Consider the following 20,279-nt stretch of genomic DNA (forward strand, 5'->3'; position numbering starts at 1 on the left):
GCTACTCCCGGCCGAGCACTTTCCGCACGCAGGAGGGACCGAACGGTCCCAACTCCCCGCTCTCGAACTGGACGAAGTGACCCGTCGAGATGCTCGCGCCGCAGCGCCGGCAGTCGTAGTCGCCCTCGCGTTCGACCACCTCGCTCTCGAACCGGACGAACGTGCCGCCCGTCCGGGTGTGCAGCCGGCCGTCCTCGCGTTCGATCAGCCCGCGCTTCTCGGCGTCGTCGAGGATCTCCCGAGTGAGCGCGGGGCTGGTGGTGATCGCTTCCAGCCGGTCAATCGTCTCCGCCAGCGAGAGCTCCTCGTCCTCCAAGTGAGCGAGCAGTTCGAGGCCCAACTCCCGTTTCTCCTCGCGGGTCGACACGGGCGGGCGTTCTCGCCGGGGGCGCTTGAGCGTTGTGTGGCGGCGCCGACCCGTATTCGGTATCTCGAAATGCGGTTTATCGCCCGGTCTCGACGGTCGATCGGCCCGGAGAGCGCTATTGGCGAGACCGAAACCAAAGGCAGCGAGAAGGACGTTACGCGAAGAACTCCGCCAAGCGCTCGGCGGCCTCCTCGACACGCGGGGTCACGAGCGCGAAGCGGAGCCAGTCGTCGTACGCCTCGCCGAACCCCTCGCCGGGCATCCCGGCGACGCCGGCCTCGTCGATGAGTCGCTCGACGTTCGCCATCGTGCCCGGGTAGCCGTCGAAGCGGGCCATCACGTAGAACGCGCCGTCGGGCCGGGTGTACTCCGCGCCGGCGGCGTCGAGCGCGTCGGTGAACGTGTCGACGCGCTCGCGGATCAGTTCGCGGGCCGCCTCGTAGTAGGCGGCGTCGGCGCCCTCCAACCCACGGAGGACGGCGTGCTGCCCCGGCCGCGTGGTCGCGACGTTGACCAGCATGTGGCGGGCCTTCGCGTTCTCGGCGAGCCACTCCGGGAAGATCGCGTAGCCGACGCGGAAGCCCGTGATCGCGAGCGACTTCGAGAAGCCGGAGGTGACGATGCGGTTCTCGGAGTCGATCGTCAGCGCGGACTCGAAGGTGCCCGAGAGGTCGAAGTGGTCGTACACCTCGTCGACGACCGCGAGCGCGTCGTGCTCCTCACAGAGTCGGACGACCTCCTCGACGTTCGCGTGGTCGTACACCGCGCCGGTGGGGTTGTTCGGCGTGTTGAGCACCACGAGCGCGGTGTCGTCGCTGATCGCCTCGCGGTAGGCGTCGACGTCGAGGCTGCCGTCGCGGTTGGCGGGGACGAACGTCGGGTCGCCGCCGAGCATCCGCGCCTTCCCGGGGTAGTAGGGGTACACCGGATCGGTCAGCAGCACCTCGTCGCCGAGGTCGCGTTCGAGCGCGGCGGCCATCCCGAGGTAGTTCGCCTCGCCGGTGCCGTTGGTGATCACGACCCGCTCGGGGTCGACGCCCCGGCGGTCGGCGATCTCGGCTTTGAGCTCGGCGGTCCCGTCGCTTGGCGGGTACTGGAAGCGGTCGGGCTCGAACTCGGCGTACTCCCGCAGCCCCTCCCGGAGCGCCTCGGGCGGCTCCCAGTCGGGGTTGCCGCTGACCATGTCGACCACGTCGTGCTCGGCCTCGCCGACGTAGCCCATCACCTGGAAGAACTTCGGCTCCTCGTACTCCATGGGGGGTGGTGCGGGTGGCGGGGGTATGCCGTTTTCGGAGCAGGTAGTCGGTTTTTGGCTGGGTGGGTTTTGGGTCGGTGGCGAGGATGCCGGACCGGAGGGAGACACTGAGAGGCGGACGTTACCGCGGGGTTCGGTGTCCTGACCGCGAACAGGACCGCGGAGTGAGCATGGGCACTTGTGACTACACCGCCCCGCACAGCCCACACACCTCCCCAGCCGACTCGCGCTGACTCGCCCACGGAGGGGCTCGCGCTTCGCGCCGACAGCGACTGCAGTGCGGTAGCGGTGGACGCCGCGGGCCGGCAGCGGTCGCCGGCCCGCGGGGAGGGGTGGGGCTCGGTGCTGCGCCGGACCTCGTGTCCGGCGCACTGCGGTCACAAGGAGCCAACGATCGAACTGCTGTTGTAGTCGCTGTCCTGATACTCGCAGACCAAACAGTCGTCACCTACCCGAGAAACGGCCACTGCGCCGAAGATCACGTCCCGCCCACAACCGCCTACTCCTCGATCGACTTCGTCAGCCCGTCGCGGAGGTCCCGGCCGAAGTAGTACCCCAACACCGACCCGATCGCCCCGCTGCCGGCGCCGATCGCGCCCAGCGCCAGCCCGTACTGCTGGAGCCAGTCGACGCCGATCGGGAGGAACACGCCGCTGAACACCTGCGTCACCGCCAGCACCGCCGCGACGGCCGCGCCAGCGACGGCGACTTCGAGGTACTGTCGGTGGGAGCGAACCGCACCGAGGAGGAACGTCGCCGCGAACACGCCGACGATCCGGCCGATCGTCCCCAAGAACGGGACGAACCCGCCGATCGCGCCGCCGACGGCGACGCCCGCGACGACGACCGCGAGCGCGAGCAGGAACCCGCGGATCGAGAAGACGCGACCGACGCGCCGCCGGACGCCGGCGATCCGACCGCCGTCGCTCGACGACTCCGCTTCGGCGGTCGTCTCGTCGTCGCGTTCGAGGGAGCGCTGCATGGGTCGACGTGAGGCGCCCGAGGCCATGGTTCTTGCGCCGCCTCGGCGCCGCGTCCGACCGGGAGCCGGCGGGCCGTCCACCGCCCGAAAAGGCAGTTTGAAGTCCGGCCGTCGGAAAGTTTCGCCCATGAACCCAGGGGACCGCGTCCGCGTCGATCACGACGGCGCGACCGACGAGGGCGTGCTGATGCCCACGACCGACGAGGAGCATCTCGTACTCAAACTCGACGGCGGCTACAACGTCGGCATCGCCCGGGAGGACGCCGACGTCGAGGTGGTCGAGTCCGACGTGTACGACATCGAGGAGAGCGAGGCCGGGGGCGGCGAGGCCTCCGAGATCGAGTTCGACGACGACCTGCCGACGGTCGCGCTCGTCTCGACCGGCGGCACCATCGCCTCCACCGTCGACTACCGCACCGGCGCCGTCACCGCACGCTTCGACGCCGAGGACGTGCTGCGGGCCGTCCCCGAACTCGCGGGGCGGGCGAACTACCGCGGCCGGGTCGTCGCCGACATCCTGAGCGAGAACATGGAGCCGAGCATCTGGCAGGATCTCGCCGACGCCGTGAAGGAGGAGATCGAGGCCGGTGCCGACGGCGTGGTCGTGATGCACGGCACCGACACGATGCAGTTCTCCGCGGCCGCGCTCTCCTACATGCTCGATACGCCGGTCCCGATCGTGTTCACGGGCAGCCAGCGCTCGGCGGACCGCCCCTCCTCGGACAACGTGATGAACGCGGTCTGTGCCGTCGAGGCGGCGACCGCCGACGCCGCCGAGGTGATGGTCTGCATGCACGCCACCCCCTCCGACGACGACTGCGCGCTCCACCGCGGCACGCGCGTCCGGAAGAACCACACCTCCCGGCGCGACGCCTTCGAGACTGTCGGCGGCGAGCCGATGGGAACCGTCGACTACGAGGCAGCGAAAGACGGTCAGGGCGACGCCGCGGGCGTCTCCTTCCACGACGACCACACCGAGCGCGGCGAGGACGAACTCGCGATCCACCCCGACCTCGCGACCGACGTGGAACTGGTGAAGCCGACGCCGGGGATGGACCCGGCCGCGTGGGACTACCTCGACGGGAAGGACGGCGTGATCGTCGAGGGCACCGGGCTGGGCCACGTCCACACCGACCTCATCCCGCGTCTCGAAGAGTTGGTCGAGGACGGCACCGTCGTCGCGATGACGTCCCAGTGTATCGAGGGGCGTGTCTGTGACCGCGTGTACGACACCGGGCGGGACCTGCTCGACGCCGGCGTCGTGGAGTCGGGCGACACGCTCCCCGGCACCGCGAAGGTGAAGCTGATGTGGGCGCTCGCGAACACCGAGAACCCCGCGGACGCGATGGGCCGGGATCTGGAAGGCGAACTCACCGAAGAGTCCCAGCCATGGACGTGACCGCCGGAAGCGAGTACGCCGACGACGACGAGATCGTGGTCCGGGAGGCCGTCCCCGGCGACTACCCCGCGGTCGCCGCGTTCACCGCGAACACCTGGGAGAGCGGCGACTACATCCCCGACGCGTTCCCGCGGTGGATGGAGTCCGACGACCCAGACACCCGGACGTTCGTCGCGGTCGATACGACCGACTCGCCGCCGGCACCCGAGGACGTTGATGCCGTCGATCCTGACGACGTGGCTGAACTGGCCGACGACCGCGCAGTGGGCATCTGTCAGGCGGTCGGCCTCAGCGAGCACGAGGGGTGGATGCAGGCGATGCGGGTCGACCCCGAGTACCGCGGCCGGGGGCTATCGCGGGCGCTGAACGACGCCGGCTTCCACTGGCTCCACGAGACGGGCCGGCGCGTGGCGCGGAACATGGTGTTCTCGTGGAACACCGGCGGCCTCGGCGCTTCGCGGTTCAACGGCTTCGACCCCGGCACCGAGTTCCGGTGGGTCCAGCCCGACCCGGACCCGGAAGCGACCGCACGGACCGACGCCGCCGAGGAGATCGACGCCGACCCCGACACCGCGTGGGCGTTCTGGACCGACGCGGCCGCCCGCGACGCGCTCGGCGGGCTCGCGCTCGACGACTCGGAGTCGTGGGCGCTGTCGGAACTGACTCGGGACCGGCTACGGCGTGCCGCCGCGGACGACCGACTGCTCGTCGTGTCGGCGCCGGACGGCGGAGTCGGCGGTTTCGCGTTCCGTGCCCGGACCAGCGAGCGCGAGGACGACGGCGAAACCACGGTCCGTGCGGAGTACGGCGTCGCCGCGTGGGACGGGGCCGAGTCCTGCGACGCGCTGCTGGCGGCGATCGCTCGGGACGCGGCCGCCGCCGGCGCCGACACGACGCGGGTGCTGATTCCCGAGTCGGTCGAGTGGGTCAGCGACACGGCACTTGCGGGCGCCGACGTGGGTGACGAGCCCGACTTCGTGATGCGCGCGGACCTGACCGAGCGCCACTGGGAGTAACAGTCGCTTCAGTTGACGGGCGTCCGGATCGGGACGCCGTTCAGACCGCCACGACCCACGCGCGGTACTCCTCCTCGCGCTCGTACACCTCCCGGAACACTCGATCCGCGAAGTCCGCGAGGCGGTTGGCGTCCGAGCGGGCGGTGATCCGGACGTTCGTCCCCTCCGCGGTGTCGGGCGACTCGAGTTCGTCGATTCGGAACTCCGGGAACTCGTCGACCAGCGACTTCACGCGGTCGAGCTCCGCGTCGGTCACGTCGAGGTTGAACGTCTTCTCCGCGAACTGGAGCCACGGCTGCGGTTCCTCTTCTTCCTCCTCGTCGTCACCGTCGGGGTCGAACGCGGGCGATTCCGGCGGCGCGGCCTCAATGGTGAGGAAGGCGCTCCCGCGGGTGCGGTGGGCCGTGACGGCGTCGGCGAACAGCTTCCGGCGATCGGTCGGCGTGTCGGCGTCGAACCTGGTCATACCGGCTCTCGGGCGGCCGGCGACTAATCAGTCCCGGACTGCGAGCAGCGCGTGCCAGTCCGCCTCGTCGCCCAGCGCGTCGATCTCGGCGAACCCCGCCTCGCGGAGGTGGTCCCGGATCGGACCCTCACGCCAGAAGGTGAACCGACGGCCATCCGCGACTTCCACCGCCGCCGCGTCGCGCGTCTCGCGCGCCATCACCGAGAGCAGCAGGGCGCCGCCGGGGGCGAGCACGCGGTGGAACTCCTCGAGCGTGGGTCGCGCCGCCGAGCGCGGGAGGTGGAGGAACGCGGCGCTGCTCCAGAGACCCTCGAACGCGCCCGCGTCGAGCGGGAGCGCCCGCATGTCACCGCGGACGAACCGCGCGCCGGGGGCCTGCTCGCGGGCCTCGTACAGGAACGCCGCCGTCAGGTCGAGGCCGACCGCGTCGAGGCCGGCGTCGGCCATCGGCGCGGTGTCAGCGCCGGGGCCACAGCCCACGTCGAGGACTCGCGGCGGGCGATTTTCGGGGTCGGGGAGCGCGTCGCGGAAGGCGGCGCCGTGGCGCTCGAACAGCGAGAAGTCGAGGTACTTCTCGACGAGCTCGGGGGCGTTCTCGGCGTACGTCGTCGCCGTCGCGTGCACGTCGACGGCGTCGTCGTTGACGGGCGTCGCGGGGGGATCAGACACGGGCAGACATCTTCATGAGCCGACAAAAACGTGGCGGGGTCCGACCGCTTTCTTCAAGCCTTTATGCGCGGCCCCAGTCTCCTCCGATATGGCCGATCACCACATTCTGCTGCTGGGGCCGCCGGGCGCCGGCAAGGGAACGCAGGCGACGAAGCTGTGTGAGACGTACGATCTCGACCACGTCTCGACGGGCGACGCTCTGCGGGCGAACAAGGACATGGAGACCGAGTACGGCACGCCCCGCAGCTTCATGGAGGCGGGCGAACTGGTCCCCGACGAGGTCGTCAACGAGGTTCTGGAGGCCGCGCTGACGGAGGCCGACGGCTACGTGCTCGACGGCTACCCGCGCAACCTCGAGCAGGTGGAGTTCCTCGACGACGCGACCGATCTCGACTACGTGTTCTTCCTCGACGTGGACCGGGAGACGCTGGTCGAGCGCCTGACGGGCCGGCGGGTCTGTACCGAGTGCGGCGAGAACTACCACGTCGAGTTCGCCCCGCCGGAGGAGGCGGGCGTCTGTGACGCCTGCGGCGGCGACCTCCACCAGCGTGACGACGACGAGGAGGACGTGGTCCGCGAGCGGCTCGAGGTGTACGAGGAGAACACCGAGCCGGTGATCGAGCACTACCGCGAGACCGGCGACCTCGTCGATATCGACGGCGAGGGCGCGCCCGAGGACGTGTTCGAGCGGCTGTCCGACGCGATCGAAAGCGACGACTGAGCCGGCGATCCGGATTCTTCTCGCCGCCGCGTCGCCGACGCTGCGTAGCGACAAGTAAAAGGTTCATAACGCCCGGTTGTGAACGTACAGTCAATGGTACGGACCGAGAAACGCGTCCGCGAACTCGTCTCCGAGGACCCCGAGATGCGGGACGTCCTCGAGACGGTGCTCGACCGCGCCGACGACGGCGAGGTGGGCTGGACGGACGTGAAAGGCGAGATCGAGAGCGGGCAGTGGGGCCGGCTGATCGAGAAGGAGGTGCTCGTCGAGGGCGACACCGGGTTCCGGATCGACGACCCCGACGCCGTCCGGGAGGCGCTCGAGGGGGGCGACGACGACCTCACCAGCTCCTCAGTCGACCTCGACGACGTCGAGAGCACGTCCTGGTCGAAGTGGGACAAGCTGGCCGGGGTCGGCACGCTGCTGTTCATGGTCGGCTACGCGTACACCCCGATCCGGAACACGGTCGGGGAGGCGCTGGACCTCGGTCTCGGCCCGCTGCTCGACGTGCTGCCGTTCTACGCGGTCGTGCTGCTGCTGGCGATGACCACCGGCCTCTACTCCACGGTGCTGCGCGCGCTGCTGATGGACATGGACAAGATGAGCGCGTACCAGGACCGGATGAAGGACATCCAGGAGCGCCGGAAGGAAGCGAAGGAGCGCGGCGACGACGCCGCGATGCAGAAGATCCAGGAAGAGCAGATGGAGGCGATGGGCGACCAGCTCGGCATGTTCAAAGAGCAGTTCCGCCCGATGGCGTGGATCATGTTCCTCACCATCCCGGTGTTCCTGTGGATGTACTGGGCGATCGGCGCCCGGGGCGCGAGCAGCCACCACGTCCTCACCGACGTGGTGTTCCCGATCTGGGGCACCCTCGAGTGGACCGAGCCGATGCTCGGGCCGATCCGGCCGTGGATCTTCTGGTACTTCCTCTGCTCGACGGCGTCGATCCAGATCATCCAGAAGGCGCTGAACATCGAGATGACGCCGTCGACCTGACGCGGTTCCGCCACTTTCTCGCTGTCCGTCGCTGTTCCGTCGAGTCATCGTCGCGGCTGTCAGTCGTCGCTTCGTTGGGCCACCTTCGCGGCTGACAGTCGCCGCTTCGTCGGGCCACCTTCGCGGCTGACAGTCGCCGCTTCGTCGGGCCACCTTCGCGGCTGCCCGTCGCCGCTTCGTCGGGCCACCTTCGCGGCTGCCCGTCGCCGCTTCGTCGGGCCACCTTCGCGGCTGCCCGTCGCCGCTTCGTCGGGCCACCTTCGCGGCTGCCCGTCGCCGCTTCGTCGGGCCACCTTCGCGGCTGCCCGTCGCCGCTTCGTCGGGCCACCTTCGCGGCTGCCCGTCGCCGCTTCGTCGGGCCACCTTCGCGGCTGCCCGTCGCCGCTTCGTCGGGCCACCTTCGCGGCTGCCCGTCGCCGCTCCGTCAAGCCACCACCGCCGGCTTTTTCGACACTCCGCCCCATGCTCCGAACATGGACACAGTTCGCGAGGCGCTGCAGGAGCTCCCGGATGCGGTGTTCGCCGACCTGCTCGAGAGCGAGTCCGCCTACCGACTCGTGATCGATCTGCCGGGAGCGACCGCCGACACCACCGAGCTACGGAGCGAGGGCGGTCGGCTCCACATCGAGGCGCGCCGCGAGAAGTCGTTCGGCGGCGAGTTCGACTACGTCCGGGAGGACCGGCCGCTCTTTCTCGACGCCGAGATCCCGCTGCCGCCCGACGCCGGCACGGACGCCGAGGCGTCGATGAGCCGGGGCGTGCTCACCGTCACCGTCCCCAAGCGCTCGGCCGGTCCCGCCGAGTCGATCGAGATCGACGACGCCTGATGCTCGGACCGACTGCCAGCCCGGAACCGACGCGCCCGAGGGCGGGGTGATCTAAGCTGGTCTCTCTCCGTGCCTACTGGCGATTCCTCGTCGTCTTCAAGGGCTTCTTCCCCCTGCTGTTCGCGTGGGCGAGAGACCGCAAGCGGTTCCTGCTGTTCGGGCGGAGCCGCAGCGTCGACAGCGAGACGCGAATCCGGCGGGCCGAGGCGCTGCTCGAGACGCTGCTGACGCTCGGGCCGACGTTCATCAAGCTCGGCCAACTGCTCTCGACCCGACCGGACATCCTCCCGCCGGAGTACGTCGACGTGCTCGCGAGCCTGCAGGACGAGGTGCCGCCCGCCGACTGGGACGAAGCGAAGGAGGTGCTGGAGGACGAACTCGGCCCCGTCGAGGAGACGTTCGACGAGTTCGACAGCGAGGCGATCAGCGGCGCCAGCCTCGGGCAGGTGTACCGCGCGGTCCACGACGGCGAGCAGGTGGCCGTGAAGGTGCGCCGGCCGGGGATCGTCCCGCTGGTCAACGCCGACCTCAAAGTGCTGCGCTGGTCGCTGCCCGTGATCGTGTTCCTCGTCGACGAGTCGAGTTCGTTCTCGCTGTCGAACCTCGCCGAGGAGTTCTCGAAGACGATCCGACAGGAGATGGACTACGGCCGGGAGCGCGTGATGCTCGAGGAGATCAGCGAGAACTTCGCGGGCAACGAGGAGATCCGCATCCCCGACACCCACGAGGCGGCCTCCGGCGAGTCGGTGCTGACGATGGAGTACCTCCCGGGGACGAAGATCAACGATCTCGACGAACTCGACGCGAAGGGGATCGACCGCACCGAACTCGCGACACGGCTCCAGCGCATCTACCTGCAGATGATCATCGACGACGGCGTGTTCCACGCCGACCCCCACCCGGGGAACCTCGCGGTCGACGACGAGGGGGCGGTGATCTTCTACGACTTCGGGATGAGCGGCCGCGTCGACCCGTACATCCAGGAGAAGATCGTGGAGTTCTACGTCGCGATCGCCGAGCAGGACACCGACGCGATCCTCGACGCCCTCGTGGAGATGGGGACGCTCTCGCCGGAGGCCGACCGCGAGGTGATGGGCCGGGTGATGGAGCTCGCGATCCAGGACGCCCGCGGCGAGGACATCGAGCAGTACCGCGTCCAGCAGATCATCGAGCAGGTCGAGGGGACGATCTACGAGTTCCCGCTGCGGCTGCCCCGGAACCTCGCGTTGGTGCTCCGGGTCGCGACCGTCGTCGAGGGGGTGTGTGTGACGCTCGACCCCGAGTTCGACTTCATCAGCGTCGCGACCGACTACCTCACCGAGCAGGGGTACCGCGAGCAGACCGCCCGCCGGATCGCGAACGACGCCGCCGAGCAGGCACAGGAGACCGCGGGCGCGCTGGTGTCGGTGCCGCCGAAGCTCGACCGCGTGCTCGACGGGATCGAGGAGGAGAGCCTCACGATCAACATCAACGTCGAGGACGGCGAAGACGTGTTCCGGGACCTCGCGAAGCGGCTGATCCTGGGAATCTTCGTCGCCGCGGGCGTGCTCTCGGCGGCGCTGATCTACGCGTTCGGGCAGGACTGGCGGGTCTCCGCGGGCATCCTCGCGGTGACGGCGCCGCTGGTGCTCGCGCTGTGGCGCTCGTTCCGGCGCAAGCAGCGGTCGATCCGGGCGACGCCGCAGTTCACCCGCCAGAACATGCGGGAGCGCGAGCGGAAGTAACGGTCGCCGGCAGCAGGTGGTTTTTGCCGGCCGGCGACACAGGACCCGTATGGACGTCTCGCCGTTCGGACTCGAACGCTGGTTCGCGGAGTACGAACACGACGCCGACATCATGCTCGCCGAGAGCGGGATCCGGTCGCTGCCGGCCGACCGCTTCGATCTCGACCCCGGGAAGCTGGGGTACGTGATCCCGACCAACGGCGATCCCGAGTTCCGCGCCGACGTGGGCGACCGCTACGGGCGGAGCGCCGACGAGGTGCTGTTCACCGTCGGCACGCAGGAGGCGAACTTCCTCACGTTCCTCTCGCTACTCAACTCCGAGCACGGCGACCACGCGGTCGTCGTCACGCCGACGTACCAAGCGCTCCACGCCGTCCCCGAGGCGTTCGGCGAGGTGACCCGCGTCCCGCTGAACCGCGAGGACTGGAGCGTCGACGTGGCCGGGGTTCGGGAGGCGATCCGCGACGACACCGCGGTCGTAGTGCTCAACAACCCCAACAACCCCACCGGGAACTACCACGACGAGGAGACCGTCCGGGAGCTGTACGACCTCGCGGCGGAGCACGACGCGTACCTGCTCTGTGACGAGGTGTACCGGCTGCTCGCCGAGGAGCCGATCACCCCGGCGGCCGCGATGGGGGAGTACGGCATCTCCACGACCAGCCTCACGAAGGCGTACGGGCTGGCGGGGCTGCGGTTCGGCTGGGTCGTCGGCGACGAGGACGTGGTCGAGCGCGCGTGGCGCTGGAAGGACTACACCACCATCTCGCCGACGCTGTTCGGCCAGCACGTCGCGAAGCAGGCGCTGGGCGAGCAGGAGGAGGACATCCTCCGGGAGAACCGCGACCTCGCGACGAAACATCGCGAGATCGTCGCGGACTGGATCGACGAGCAGGATCTCGACTGGCACGAGCCGGTCGGTGTCAACGGGTTTGTCACAGTGCCTGACGGCTTCGAGGACGCCGAGGAGTTCTGTCGCGTCGTGGTCGAGGAGGCGTCGGTGGTGCTGGCGCCGGGGCACCTGTTCGGTCCCTACGAGGACCGCTTCCGGATCGGGTTCGGCCTCCCGACCCCGGAGCTCCGGGAGGGGCTGGAGCGGGTCGGCGACGTGATCGAGAGCCGCTAATCCTCGTCGTCGCCGTCGTCGTCGGCCGTCGCCGCCGGCTCGGGCACGACAGTTACGTGGTCGATACCGACGGAGTGCTGTTTCGTGGCCATATCCGTAGGGTCGGCTTCCGGCCTCAAGAGATTACCCATACGCATAACGTATCGCCGCGCGCCGAGCGATACCTCCGGGACATATCCATGTCTGTCGGGTATCGCTCGCTCGGCGACGACAACTGGAACGCATCGGCGCCAGCTACGAGATCGAATAGCGGCGGCGTGGAAACGCGCGCCGGTGTGATCCGTTACTACTGTCCGAAAACGGGGCCGCTCAGAAGTTCTCGTCGTACAGCTCCTGTGCGTGCTCGATGGCGTCGAGCGCCGCGTCCTTGTCCTCCCAGCCGAGGGTAGTGACCTCCTTGCCCTCCTCGAGGTTCTTGTACGTCTCGAAGAACTCGTCGATCTCGTCGAGCGTCTGCTGGGGGATGTCGTCGAGGTCGTCGATGTGGTCGAAGCGGGGGTCCTCGCTGGGGACGGCGATCACCTTGTCGTCCTGCTCGCCGTCGTCGTCCATCTTCATCAGCGCGACGGGGCGGGCCTCGATCACGCAGCCCGGGAACGTGGCGTCCTCGACCATCACCATCACGTCGAAGGGGTCCTCGTCGTCGTAGTAGGTCTGCGGGATGAAGCCGTAGTCGAAGGGGTAGTGAACGTTCGAGTGCAGCACGCGGTCGAGAACGACGCCCGGCACGTCCTTGTCGTACTCGTACTTGTTGCGCTCGCCTTTGAGACACTCCACGATCGCGTAGATCTGCTCGGGCGCGTCCGGCCCCGTCTCGAGGTCTTCCCAGAGGTTCGTCATGCCTTCGGAGGTTCCGGCAAGCCGGGCAAATGCTTTTCGGGACGTTCCTGTCCGGGCGAAAACGCTTTTAGGTTGGGACGACTATCTCCTGTCACGAGCACTGGACGAACACCCCGAACTGTCCGGCTCCGAGGTAGAACCCCGGGAAGGGGGGTCTACTACGGCCACAGTGGTGGGGGGGAACGGACAGTGCCACACCCTAACAATGTCAGAGGCAGAAGCAGTTACCGACGAAGAGCCGGGTATCGCACGTGATCTTACAGCGTTCCAGCAGAACATCCTCGTCATCCTCTCCGAGGAGGCGATGTACGGGCTCGCGATCAAACGCGAGCTCGAGGAGTTCTACGGGACGGAAGTCAACCACGGTCGACTCTACCCCAACCTCGACGATCTGGTGGAGCTCGGTCTGGTGGAGAAGAGCGAGCTCGACAAGCGAACCAACCAGTACGCGCTGACCGAGAAGGGCCACGAGGCCGTCCTCGACACGCTCGAGTGGACGCTCTCCCGATACGTCACCGACGAGAGCCGCGCGGACGAGGTCCGCGAGATCGTCGACGAGCAGAACTGACGGCGGCTACTCCTCGCTGACCGGCGCCGGCGGCTCGCTGTCGGCCGCCGCGAACAGTTTTCTGACGGAGTCCTCGACCAGCGACGCGTCCGTCTCGCTGGGCCAGGCGTTGCGCGGGTAGTACTCGTCGAGGAACAGTTCGACCTCCTCGGCGGTCAGCTTCTCGATGGGTTTGGCGTAGTGGTTGCTGGCGAAGTCCGCGAGCGCCCGGGCGTTGGCCTCGTGATCCGGGTACTCCTCGGCGACATCCTCGACCAGCTCGTCGTTGTGGTCGGCGATCTCCTCCCAGTGCTCGGGGTCGCCCGGGCCGGAGAGGGAGATCTCGACGGCGCGGTCGGTCTCCTCGATGCGGTCCAGTTGGACGACGCCGTCCTCGATCCACTCCTCGGGGTAGAGCACCAGCGTGTCGTCCTCGTCGCGGAGCCGCGTCTCGTAGTCGTGCTTCTCGACCAGCTCCTCGCGTCGATCTCGGTACACCGACGCCTCCTCGGCCGCGGCGTCGTCCTCCCGGCGTTCGGCCGCACGCGCCAGTCGGGTCAGCCGTTCGGTCTCGTCGACGGCGTCAGCCGGGATGTCCGGCACGCGCTCCTCCTCCCCCTCGGTTCGGTCGACTGTCTCGGGCTCGCTATCGGTCATCGAGTGCCTCGTTCGCCAGATCGTCGGCGCGTTCGTTTATCTCCCGTGGAACGTGCTCGACGTCCCAGCGGTCGAACTCGCGGAGCAGCTCCCGGGCGGTCACGCGCAGCTCCTTGAGTTCGGGATCGTTGGTGTTCCACTCCCCCCGGAGCTGCTTGACGACCAGTTGTGAGTCCCCCCGAACGTCGATCTCGTCGAGGCCGAGATCCCGCGCGGCCCGGAGCGCCCGCAGCAGCGCCTCGTACTCCGCCTGGTTGTTTGTCCGGTGGCCGATCTCCTCGCCCCCCTCGGCGACGACGCCGTCGCTGCTGACGATCGCCCAGCCGACGGCCGCCGGCCCGGGATTCCCCCGGCTGGCGCCGTCGAAGTAGACGTGGGCGCGCCCGCCGCCGTCCTCCAGCAGGAGCGTGAGGTCCGTGGGCGATCCGCCCTGCACGACGACCTTGTCGTCGTAGGCGACGGCGACGGCGTCGCCGCGTTCGGCCCGCCAGCGCTCGTGCTCGGTGTTCCCCTCCCGGATCTCGACGCCGGCCTCGCGGAGGCGCTCGCGCGCGTCCGCGGGGTCGACAGTGACCGTCGGCATGGGTAGGCTACCTCCCGGGCGCGTAAAGACGCCTCCGTTCTGCGTCACCCCGACACTCAAGTAGCGGAACGGGACCACCGACGGTATGCGCTGAGAGTGGTCCCGGTTCGGCCGAGGCGGGAGCGTGACACACCGGCCGGGAGGCGTTCGTGACACCTGTTCGCTACCTGAACACGGCAGTCCGGAGTGCCGCGCACAGAACTTTCAAGCCGACGCAGCGCCGAGTTCGAGGTGATGCGACTGGACGAGTATCTCGAGTACGAGGCGGACGAGGCGGCCGAACGCCGCCGTCTCGCCGAGGAGAAGAACTACGAGATACTCGACCACCTCGAGCAGTTCGAGAGCCGCTTCGAGGAGCACGTCACCGACGACGCGCTCGTCGGCAGCGTCTCCCCCTCCATCTTCGTCGGCCGGTCGGACTACCCGAAAGTGTCGACCGGGATCCTCTCGCCGGTTGGCCACGAGGACGACGCCGGGCGCTTCGAGACCAGCGGCGAGTGGTACGACGAGGGCGTCGGGATCGCGGACGTGTTCGAGCGCCGGACCAGCCTGCTGAACTCGAACCGTACCGGCGTGGGCGTCGACGTCCACGACGCGTGGGACGGGTTCACCGGCGTCCAGCGCGAGATCGCGATCGCCGACCGGCCCGTCGGCGTCGAGGTCGGGCTCGACGGCCGGCCGGACGTGGACTACGACGTGTCCCGCGACGACGTGGCGACGCCAGTGGGACCACGAGCCACTGCCCAGTCCGCTGACCTCACGGAGAACCCCCACGTCCCCCGCCCCGTCGAGAAGACGCTGGAGGACGACGACTGGCAGGCCCAAGGCGCGATCAACTACCTCTACCGCCGCGGGTTCGACGTGTACGACATCAACACGATCCTCTCGGCGGGTGCGCTCGGGCAGGCGGAGAACCGCAAGCTCGTCCCCACACGGTGGTCGATCACGGCCGTCGACGACACCGTCGGGCAGTACCTCCGCGGGACGCTCCGCGGGAACCAGAGCGTCGACAGCGTACAGGTCCACCACAATGAGTACCTCGGCAACAGCTTCTGGGTGATCCTCGCGCCGGGGAACTGGGAGTACGAGCTCGTCGAGATGAAGGCCCCGGGCAGCATCTGGAACCCCGACCCCGAGGCGGGCACGTATCTCGCGAGCGCCCACGAGGAGTTCGAGGGGCGGACGGGTTACGTCGACGAGACCGCGGGCGCGTACTACGCCGCCCGCCTCGGCGTGCTCGAACACCTCTCGGATATCGGCCGGCAGGCGAAGGCGCTCGTTTTGCGGCACGTCTCCGACGACTACTGGGGGCCGGTCGGCGTCTGGCAGGTCCGGGAGGCCGTCCGCCACGCCTTCGAGGGCGAGTACGGCACCGCGGAGACGCTGTCGGGCGCGATCAGCGAAGTCGGGACCCACCTGCCGGTCTCGGAAGCACGCCTGCGAAGAAAGTCGACGATGGCGGCGGGACTGCAGTCGAGCCTGCTCGAGTTCTGACTACTCCGCGTCGGTCTCGACGGGCCCGTGCCCGACGACCTCCTTCACCGCCTCGACGAATGACTGCCGAGTGTCGAAGTACGTCGTGTCGGTCTCCTCCAACACGTCTCCGAGAACTCGCCCGCCCTGGGGCGTTCGGATGGTCGCGTCACCCTCCTTCTCGACGATGCGGCTGCGCTCCTGTGGCCACGTGAGTCGTGCGGCCACCCGGGCGACGGGGGCACCCTCCACGTCGGGCCCTTCCCCGAGTTCGACAGCCGGTTCGTCCTCCTCCTCGGTCTCCTCTTCGCTCATACCCGGCACATCGCCCGTCCGGACGGTAACGCTTTCGATGGCGTCGACGGCGGGGACTTCTCCGTTCGCGAACAGATGTCTGACGTACGGCTTTTAGTCCGTGGGCTCTGTTACACACAGTATGACCAGCCTCTCGGAGGTGTACAAGCCCGACGCGGAGTTCCAGACCAGCCTCCGACGACTGTACGCGGGGCTGGGGCTGTTCGCGCTTGGCGGCCTCCTCGCGATCGCCGGGGTCGTCGTGGGAGCGACGACGCCGCTGCGCTCGCTCACCGCCTCGTGGGAGTGGGCCGGAATCCTCGCCGGACTCGGCGTTCCTGCGGCGATCCTCGGCGTGTTCATCGTACTCCCCTCGGGCCGGCGGACCCGGGTCGCGGCCGTGATCGGCGCCGCGCTCTCCATCCTCGGCGTCGCGCTGTTCGCCCACGCCTACCCCTGCCAGTGGGTGGGGACCAACTGTCTCGGGGACCGATCGCTGCTCACCCTCCCCGTCGCGCTGCTGTACTCCGCGGGGATCATTACGACGCTCTGGTGTCTGTTCACCGGGATCGTCAACTTCGAGTCCCGGAACAGCCCCGGCGGCACCGCCCGCGTCGAGGTGACCACACAGGGCGAGACGAAGGTGATCGAGGTGCCGACCTCGGAGCTCTCGAAGTTCTCCGGCAGCATGGGCGTCCTCGGCGGGACCCCCGACGTCGACTCCCCGGACCGCCCGGGCGCCGGCGGGGGAAGCGACAGTAGCGTCGCCAGCGACGGCGGGGCGTCGACGAACACGATCGACGACGTTGGCACCGGCGGCGCGTTCGTCGACGAGTCCGAGATCGCCGACGTGGGGCCGAGCAACCCCACCAGCGGGAGTTCATCGCGGAACCGTGGACCGAGTGACCCGTCGACGACCGACCCGCGCTCCGACGACGACTCCGTCGGCTCCAAACCGCCGCGGCGGGAGAACCGCGACGACGCCGCCGGCCGATCGGGAAGCAACACGGGCGAGGTGAAAGACGTCGGAACCGGGAGCTCCGCCCGGCGTGAAGACGACTGGACGCCGACTGGATCGACCCCCGAGAACGCCGCGGGCGGTCCCGACCGGGATAGCTACTGTGGCTCCTGTGCACAGTTCGAGTACGTCCAGACCGACCAGGGGATGCAGCCCTACTGTGGCCTCCACGACGAGATCATGGACGACATGGACGCCTGCAACGAGTACACCCCGCGGAAGTAGCTCACAGCGCGGCGAGCGTCTCGGCGACGTCGTCCCAGTGTGATCCTCTCCAGAACCACTGTCCACAGTCCCGACAGCGGTACGGCTCCACGTCGTCGGGGACGTGTTCGGGCGGGTCGTCCGTGTCCGCAGGCTCGACTTCGCCGTTGCAGGCGCTACAGCGCCGCGGTCGGTCGGGTAAGGAGAGGTGGACGCCAGCCGCGCGGAGCTCCCGGAGCTGCGCTTCGATCTCGCGCTCGGTGAGGAGGATGGCGTCGTCCGCCGCCGCCGCGAGTGCCTCGTCCCGGGTGAGCAGTATCCGGTCCTCAGCCGCGGCGAGGGTCCGGATCGCGTCGTCGCCCTCGATCCCCCGATCCAGCGCGTACGCGGCGTCGTAGCCACACATCCGGAGGTACGTCGCGAGCTTGCCGAGCATCACGTCGAGCAGGAACCGGTCCTCGTCGTTGGGGTCGTCCGTGGGGCCGGTCACTGGTCGAGGAACGCCCGCACGCCCTCGGCGTCGCGTGCCGTGAGCACGTCGTCGGTTTCGGCCCAGCCCCGGCGCGCGGTGTGGACGCCGAATCGCGCCTCCGAGAACGCGCCGGGGCGGTGGGCGTCGGTGTCGATCACGATCGTGGCGCCGGCCTCGACCGCCACCCGGACCGCCGAGTCGGGGAGATCGAGCCGGCTGGGGTTGGCGTTGAGCTCCAGCGCCGTCCCCGCGTCGGCCGCGGCCTCTGCCAGCCGCTCGAAATCCGGGGAGAGGCCGGGACGTTCGTTGATCAGCCGGCCCGTCGGGTGCCCGAGGATATCCGTCTCGGAGTGTTCGACCGCGGCGATCAGCCGTTCGGTCGCCTCGCCCCGGTCCTGTCCCAGCGCGGCGTGGGGCGAGACGACGACAACGTCGAGTTCCGCGAGCAGATCGTCCGGGGTCGAGAGCTCGCCCTCGGCGTCGACGTTCGTCTCGACGCCGTGGAGCAGTTCGAGGTCGTGCCCTTCGTCGGCGAGCGCGTCGCGAGCCGCCTCGATCTCGTCAGCCTGCTCGCGGACCTCCTCGGGGGAGAGTCCGGTGTTTCCGAACACGCCGGGACCCTCGGCGTGATCGGTGATCGCGAGGTAGTCGTGGCCGAACTCGGCCGCGCCGAACGCCATCTCCTCGACGGTCGCGTCGCCGTCGGACCACTCGGTGTGGGCGTGGAGGTCGCCGCGGATCTCCGATTCCTCGACGAGATTCGGTAGCTCGCCATCGCGAGCGGCCTCGATCTCGCCGGCGTTCTCGCGGAGTTCCGGCGGGATCAGGGGAAGGTCGAGCGCCTCGTACATCCCCGCCTCCGTCTCGCCGGCGACGCGGTCGCCGACACGCTGGCCCGAATCGGGATCGTCGACCGCCGAAACGTCGAAGCAGCCGTACTCGTTGAGCTTCAGGTCGCGGTCGATCGCGACGTTGCGCAGGTGGATGTTGTGGTCGCGGCTGCCGGTGAAGTACTGCAGGGCCGCGCCGAACTCCGAGGGGTCGACGACCCGGAGGTCGACGCGTACGCCGTCGCCGGTCCGGAGGCTCGCCTTCGTGGGGCCGGACTCGATCGTCTCGGTGGAGTTCTCCCACTCGAGGAATGCGTCGACGACCGCCTCGCCGTCGGTGCTGGCCGCGAGCACGTCCACGTCGCCAATCGTCTCCTTCCAGCGCCGGTTCGAGCCGGCGAGTTCGGCGGCCTCGACGGCGTCGATGCCCGCGAGGAAGTCCCGCGCGGCCTCACCAAGCGGGCGCCCGGTGCCGAGGAGGGTTCGCTGGTGGGCCTGCCGGGCGAAGTCGATCCCGTCGAGGATGTTCTGTTCCGTCTTGGGACCGAACCCCTTGATCTCCCGTATCTCGCCGTTCCGGGCGGCGTCCTCGAGCTCGTCGAGGTCGGTCACGCCGAGTTCATCGTACAGCGTGCCGACCGTTTTCGGGCCGACGCCCTCGACGCTCGTGAGCGCGGCCATGTTCACCGGGAGCTCCTCGCGGAGTGCTTCGAGCTCCTCGATCTCGCCGGTCTCGACGTACTCCACCAGTTTGGCGGCGATGGCGTCGCCGACGCGGTTGATCTCCGCGACGGCGTCCTCGCCGTCGTCGGCCAGTTCCTCGACCGGCTCGGGGTACTCCCGGACGTTCTCGGCGGCGCGCCGGTAGGCCGTGGGTTTGTACTCCACGTCCCGGGCGTCCAGCAGGTCGGCCATCTCTTCGAGCAGTGTCGCGAGTTCGTCGTTCGTGGGCATAAGGTGGGTCTCCGGAGTGATCTGGGTCGTCGCGTCTCGATGGGGCCGACGTGGGTCAGAGCGATCCGCGACGCCGGCTGCCGTCGTCGTCGTGGCCCAGCGCCTGCTGGAGGAAGTTCATCCAGCGCTTCTGGTCGACGGCCTCCTTTCGGGCGGCCTCCTGTTCGATACTGACCGGTTCGAGCTGTTCGAGCGCGTCGAGCGCGCGGTCGATCCCGATGATGCTGGCGGCGAGGCGTTCGCCTTCCGCGTAGCTGATCTCGCCCTCTTCGATCCGTTCGAGGCGCTCGTTGCGCTCCCGGCGGAGGTTCTTCTTGGCCTCGGCGACGCGCTCGCGCTCCTCGGCGGGGACGGTGTCGCGGCGCTTGATCTCGAAGACGAACTGCCGGAGTTCGAGGGTCTCGCCCTGCACCTCGATCTCCTCGGGGATGTCGGCGCCGATGGTGGCGGCTTCGCGGCCGACCCGTTCGAGCAGTTGTTTGCGCTCGTACTCCCTCACGGGCCGTGGTTGGGCGGGGCGACTCTTTGCTTCTTCGCCCATTGGTTGGTGGTGGTCGAGTTGCGGTGACGACGGGGACGGCGACCACAACAGCGTCTCGATCGTTGGCACCTTGTGACCGCGCCGCCCCGCACAGCCCTCACTGCTCGCGGCTCACTCCGTTCGCCGCTCGCTTCGAGGCGGTTTGCCTCGCCTTCGGCGAGTTTTCCCGCCTCGCTTCCTGCCCAGCCGACTCGCTTCCTACGGTCGCTCGTCCTCCGAGGGAGCAAAGCTCCCTCGTGCCCTCGCTCGTTTCACTCGCGAGGACCTCGCGCTCGGCTCGCCCACGGAGGCGCTCGCGCTTCGCGCCGACCGCGA

The 20,279-nt window shown here is 69.0% G+C and carries 22 protein-coding genes; 10 read left to right on the forward strand and 12 right to left on the reverse strand.

Annotated elements, in window-relative coordinates; genetic code table 11:
- Position 1 precedes the first annotated feature (1 nt).
- The 3 genes from ACYQZ5_RS10640 to ACYQZ5_RS10650 all read right to left on the reverse strand — a co-directional run bounded on the left by ACYQZ5_RS10640 (position 2) and on the right by ACYQZ5_RS10650 (position 2,604).
- Positions 2-367 carry a DUF5830 family protein gene (locus ACYQZ5_RS10640; protein ID WP_379730989.1) on the reverse strand — a complete coding sequence of 122 codons (366 nt, stop codon included), beginning with the start codon at positions 365-367 and terminating at the stop codon, positions 2-4.
- A gap of 154 nt (positions 368-521) precedes the next feature.
- Entirely contained in the window at positions 522-1,622 is a 1,101-nt protein-coding gene (locus tag ACYQZ5_RS10645; RefSeq protein WP_379818102.1) for a pyridoxal phosphate-dependent aminotransferase, read from the reverse strand.
- A 499-nt stretch (positions 1,623-2,121) separates the two neighbouring features.
- A complete protein-coding gene (locus tag ACYQZ5_RS10650; RefSeq protein WP_379732385.1) occupies positions 2,122-2,604 on the reverse strand; it encodes a hypothetical protein in 483 nt (160 codons plus the stop codon).
- A gap of 127 nt (positions 2,605-2,731) precedes the next feature.
- Here ACYQZ5_RS10650 and gatD point away from each other — a divergent pair, with 127 nt between their 5' ends.
- Together gatD and ACYQZ5_RS10660 are read left to right on the forward strand one after the other, a co-directional pair.
- Positions 2,732-4,003 carry a Glu-tRNA(Gln) amidotransferase subunit GatD gene (gene gatD, locus ACYQZ5_RS10655; protein WP_379732386.1) on the forward strand — a complete coding sequence of 424 codons (1,272 nt, stop codon included), beginning with the start codon at positions 2,732-2,734 and terminating at the stop codon, positions 4,001-4,003.
- A complete protein-coding gene (locus ACYQZ5_RS10660; RefSeq protein ID WP_459846135.1) occupies positions 3,994-5,019 on the forward strand; it encodes a GNAT family N-acetyltransferase in 1,026 nt (341 codons plus the stop codon). Before gatD ends, ACYQZ5_RS10660 begins: the two co-directional genes overlap by 10 nt.
- Before the next feature lie 40 nt (positions 5,020-5,059).
- On the opposite strand, the gene ACYQZ5_RS10665 is transcribed toward ACYQZ5_RS10660, so the two are convergent.
- Positions 5,060-5,485 carry a DUF7975 family protein gene (locus ACYQZ5_RS10665; RefSeq protein ID WP_379733159.1) on the reverse strand — a complete coding sequence of 142 codons (426 nt, stop codon included), beginning with the start codon at positions 5,483-5,485 and terminating at the stop codon, positions 5,060-5,062.
- A gap of 27 nt (positions 5,486-5,512) precedes the next feature.
- A complete protein-coding gene (locus ACYQZ5_RS10670) occupies positions 5,513-6,154 on the reverse strand; it encodes a class I SAM-dependent methyltransferase (protein ID WP_459846137.1) in 642 nt (213 codons plus the stop codon).
- 88 nt (positions 6,155-6,242) lie between these two features.
- Here ACYQZ5_RS10670 and ACYQZ5_RS10675 point away from each other — a divergent pair, with 88 nt between their 5' ends.
- From ACYQZ5_RS10675 to ACYQZ5_RS10695, 5 genes are all read left to right on the forward strand, one after another.
- On the forward strand, positions 6,243-6,875 hold the full coding sequence (locus tag ACYQZ5_RS10675) for an adenylate kinase (protein WP_379731267.1): 633 nt from the start codon (positions 6,243-6,245) through the stop codon (positions 6,873-6,875).
- 93 nt (positions 6,876-6,968) lie between these two features.
- The gene (locus tag ACYQZ5_RS10680) at positions 6,969-7,874 is read left to right on the forward strand and encodes a DUF106 domain-containing protein (protein ID WP_379731268.1); all 906 of its coding nucleotides are present in this window, start codon (positions 6,969-6,971) and stop codon (positions 7,872-7,874) included.
- 473 nt (positions 7,875-8,347) lie between these two features.
- Positions 8,348-8,701: an Hsp20/alpha crystallin family protein gene (locus ACYQZ5_RS10685; RefSeq protein ID WP_379731269.1), complete on the forward strand. Its 354-nt coding sequence runs from the start codon at positions 8,348-8,350 to the stop codon at positions 8,699-8,701.
- A 56-nt stretch (positions 8,702-8,757) separates the two neighbouring features.
- Positions 8,758-10,425, forward strand: coding sequence for an AarF/UbiB family protein (locus ACYQZ5_RS10690; protein WP_379731275.1), 1,668 nt, complete (start codon positions 8,758-8,760; stop codon positions 10,423-10,425).
- 49 nt (positions 10,426-10,474) lie between these two features.
- Positions 10,475-11,551 carry an aminotransferase class I/II-fold pyridoxal phosphate-dependent enzyme gene (locus tag ACYQZ5_RS10695; protein WP_379731270.1) on the forward strand — a complete coding sequence of 359 codons (1,077 nt, stop codon included), beginning with the start codon at positions 10,475-10,477 and terminating at the stop codon, positions 11,549-11,551.
- Between the two features lie 309 nt (positions 11,552-11,860).
- Here ACYQZ5_RS10695 and ACYQZ5_RS10700 read toward each other — a convergent pair whose 3' ends face one another.
- The gene (locus ACYQZ5_RS10700) at positions 11,861-12,391 is read right to left on the reverse strand and encodes an inorganic diphosphatase (RefSeq protein ID WP_379731271.1); all 531 of its coding nucleotides are present in this window, start codon (positions 12,389-12,391) and stop codon (positions 11,861-11,863) included.
- 205 nt (positions 12,392-12,596) lie between these two features.
- On the opposite strand from ACYQZ5_RS10700, the gene ACYQZ5_RS10705 reads away from it, so the two are divergent.
- A complete protein-coding gene (locus ACYQZ5_RS10705) occupies positions 12,597-12,959 on the forward strand; it encodes a PadR family transcriptional regulator (protein ID WP_379731272.1) in 363 nt (120 codons plus the stop codon).
- A 6-nt stretch (positions 12,960-12,965) separates the two neighbouring features.
- Here the strand turns inward: ACYQZ5_RS10705 and ACYQZ5_RS10710 are convergent, their stop codons facing one another.
- Positions 12,966-13,595, reverse strand: coding sequence for a DUF7108 family protein (locus ACYQZ5_RS10710; protein ID WP_379731273.1), 630 nt, complete (start codon positions 13,593-13,595; stop codon positions 12,966-12,968).
- Complete coding sequence (gene rnhA / locus ACYQZ5_RS10715) at positions 13,585-14,178, reverse strand: ribonuclease HI (RefSeq protein ID WP_459846141.1); 594 nt, start codon at positions 14,176-14,178, stop codon at positions 13,585-13,587. Before rnhA ends, ACYQZ5_RS10710 begins: the two co-directional genes overlap by 11 nt.
- Positions 14,179-14,412: 234 nt before the next feature.
- Here rnhA and nreA point away from each other — a divergent pair, with 234 nt between their 5' ends.
- The gene (gene nreA / locus ACYQZ5_RS10720; RefSeq protein ID WP_379731588.1) at positions 14,413-15,672 is read left to right on the forward strand and encodes a DNA repair protein NreA; all 1,260 of its coding nucleotides are present in this window, start codon (positions 14,413-14,415) and stop codon (positions 15,670-15,672) included.
- On the opposite strand, the gene ACYQZ5_RS10725 is transcribed toward nreA, so the two are convergent.
- Entirely contained in the window at positions 15,673-15,966 is a 294-nt protein-coding gene (locus tag ACYQZ5_RS10725; protein ID WP_379731589.1) for a DUF5789 family protein, read from the reverse strand. It abuts the gene before it with no gap.
- A gap of 121 nt (positions 15,967-16,087) precedes the next feature.
- Here ACYQZ5_RS10725 and ACYQZ5_RS10730 point away from each other — a divergent pair, with 121 nt between their 5' ends.
- Positions 16,088-17,188 (forward strand): cell division protein CdpA domain-containing protein, encoded by a 1,101-nt coding sequence (locus ACYQZ5_RS10730; protein ID WP_379731590.1) that lies wholly within the window; start codon positions 16,088-16,090, stop codon positions 17,186-17,188.
- Between the two features lies 1 nt (position 17,189).
- Here the strand turns inward: ACYQZ5_RS10730 and ACYQZ5_RS10735 are convergent, their stop codons facing one another.
- Genes ACYQZ5_RS10735 through ACYQZ5_RS10745 form a run of 3 tightly spaced genes read right to left on the reverse strand, consistent with a single transcriptional unit; the run spans position 17,190 to position 19,922 of the window.
- Positions 17,190-17,657, reverse strand: coding sequence for a Mut7-C RNAse domain-containing protein (locus tag ACYQZ5_RS10735; RefSeq protein ID WP_379731591.1), 468 nt, complete (start codon positions 17,655-17,657; stop codon positions 17,190-17,192).
- Positions 17,654-19,423, reverse strand: coding sequence for a DNA polymerase/3'-5' exonuclease PolX (gene polX, locus ACYQZ5_RS10740; protein ID WP_379731592.1), 1,770 nt, complete (start codon positions 19,421-19,423; stop codon positions 17,654-17,656). The genes ACYQZ5_RS10735 and polX overlap by 4 nt, the downstream gene beginning before the upstream one ends.
- Positions 19,424-19,478: 55 nt before the next feature.
- The gene (locus ACYQZ5_RS10745) at positions 19,479-19,922 is read right to left on the reverse strand and encodes a DUF5788 family protein (protein WP_379731593.1); all 444 of its coding nucleotides are present in this window, start codon (positions 19,920-19,922) and stop codon (positions 19,479-19,481) included.
- Positions 19,923-20,279 lie beyond the last annotated feature (357 nt).

Source organism: Halolamina salina (assembly GCF_054653455.1).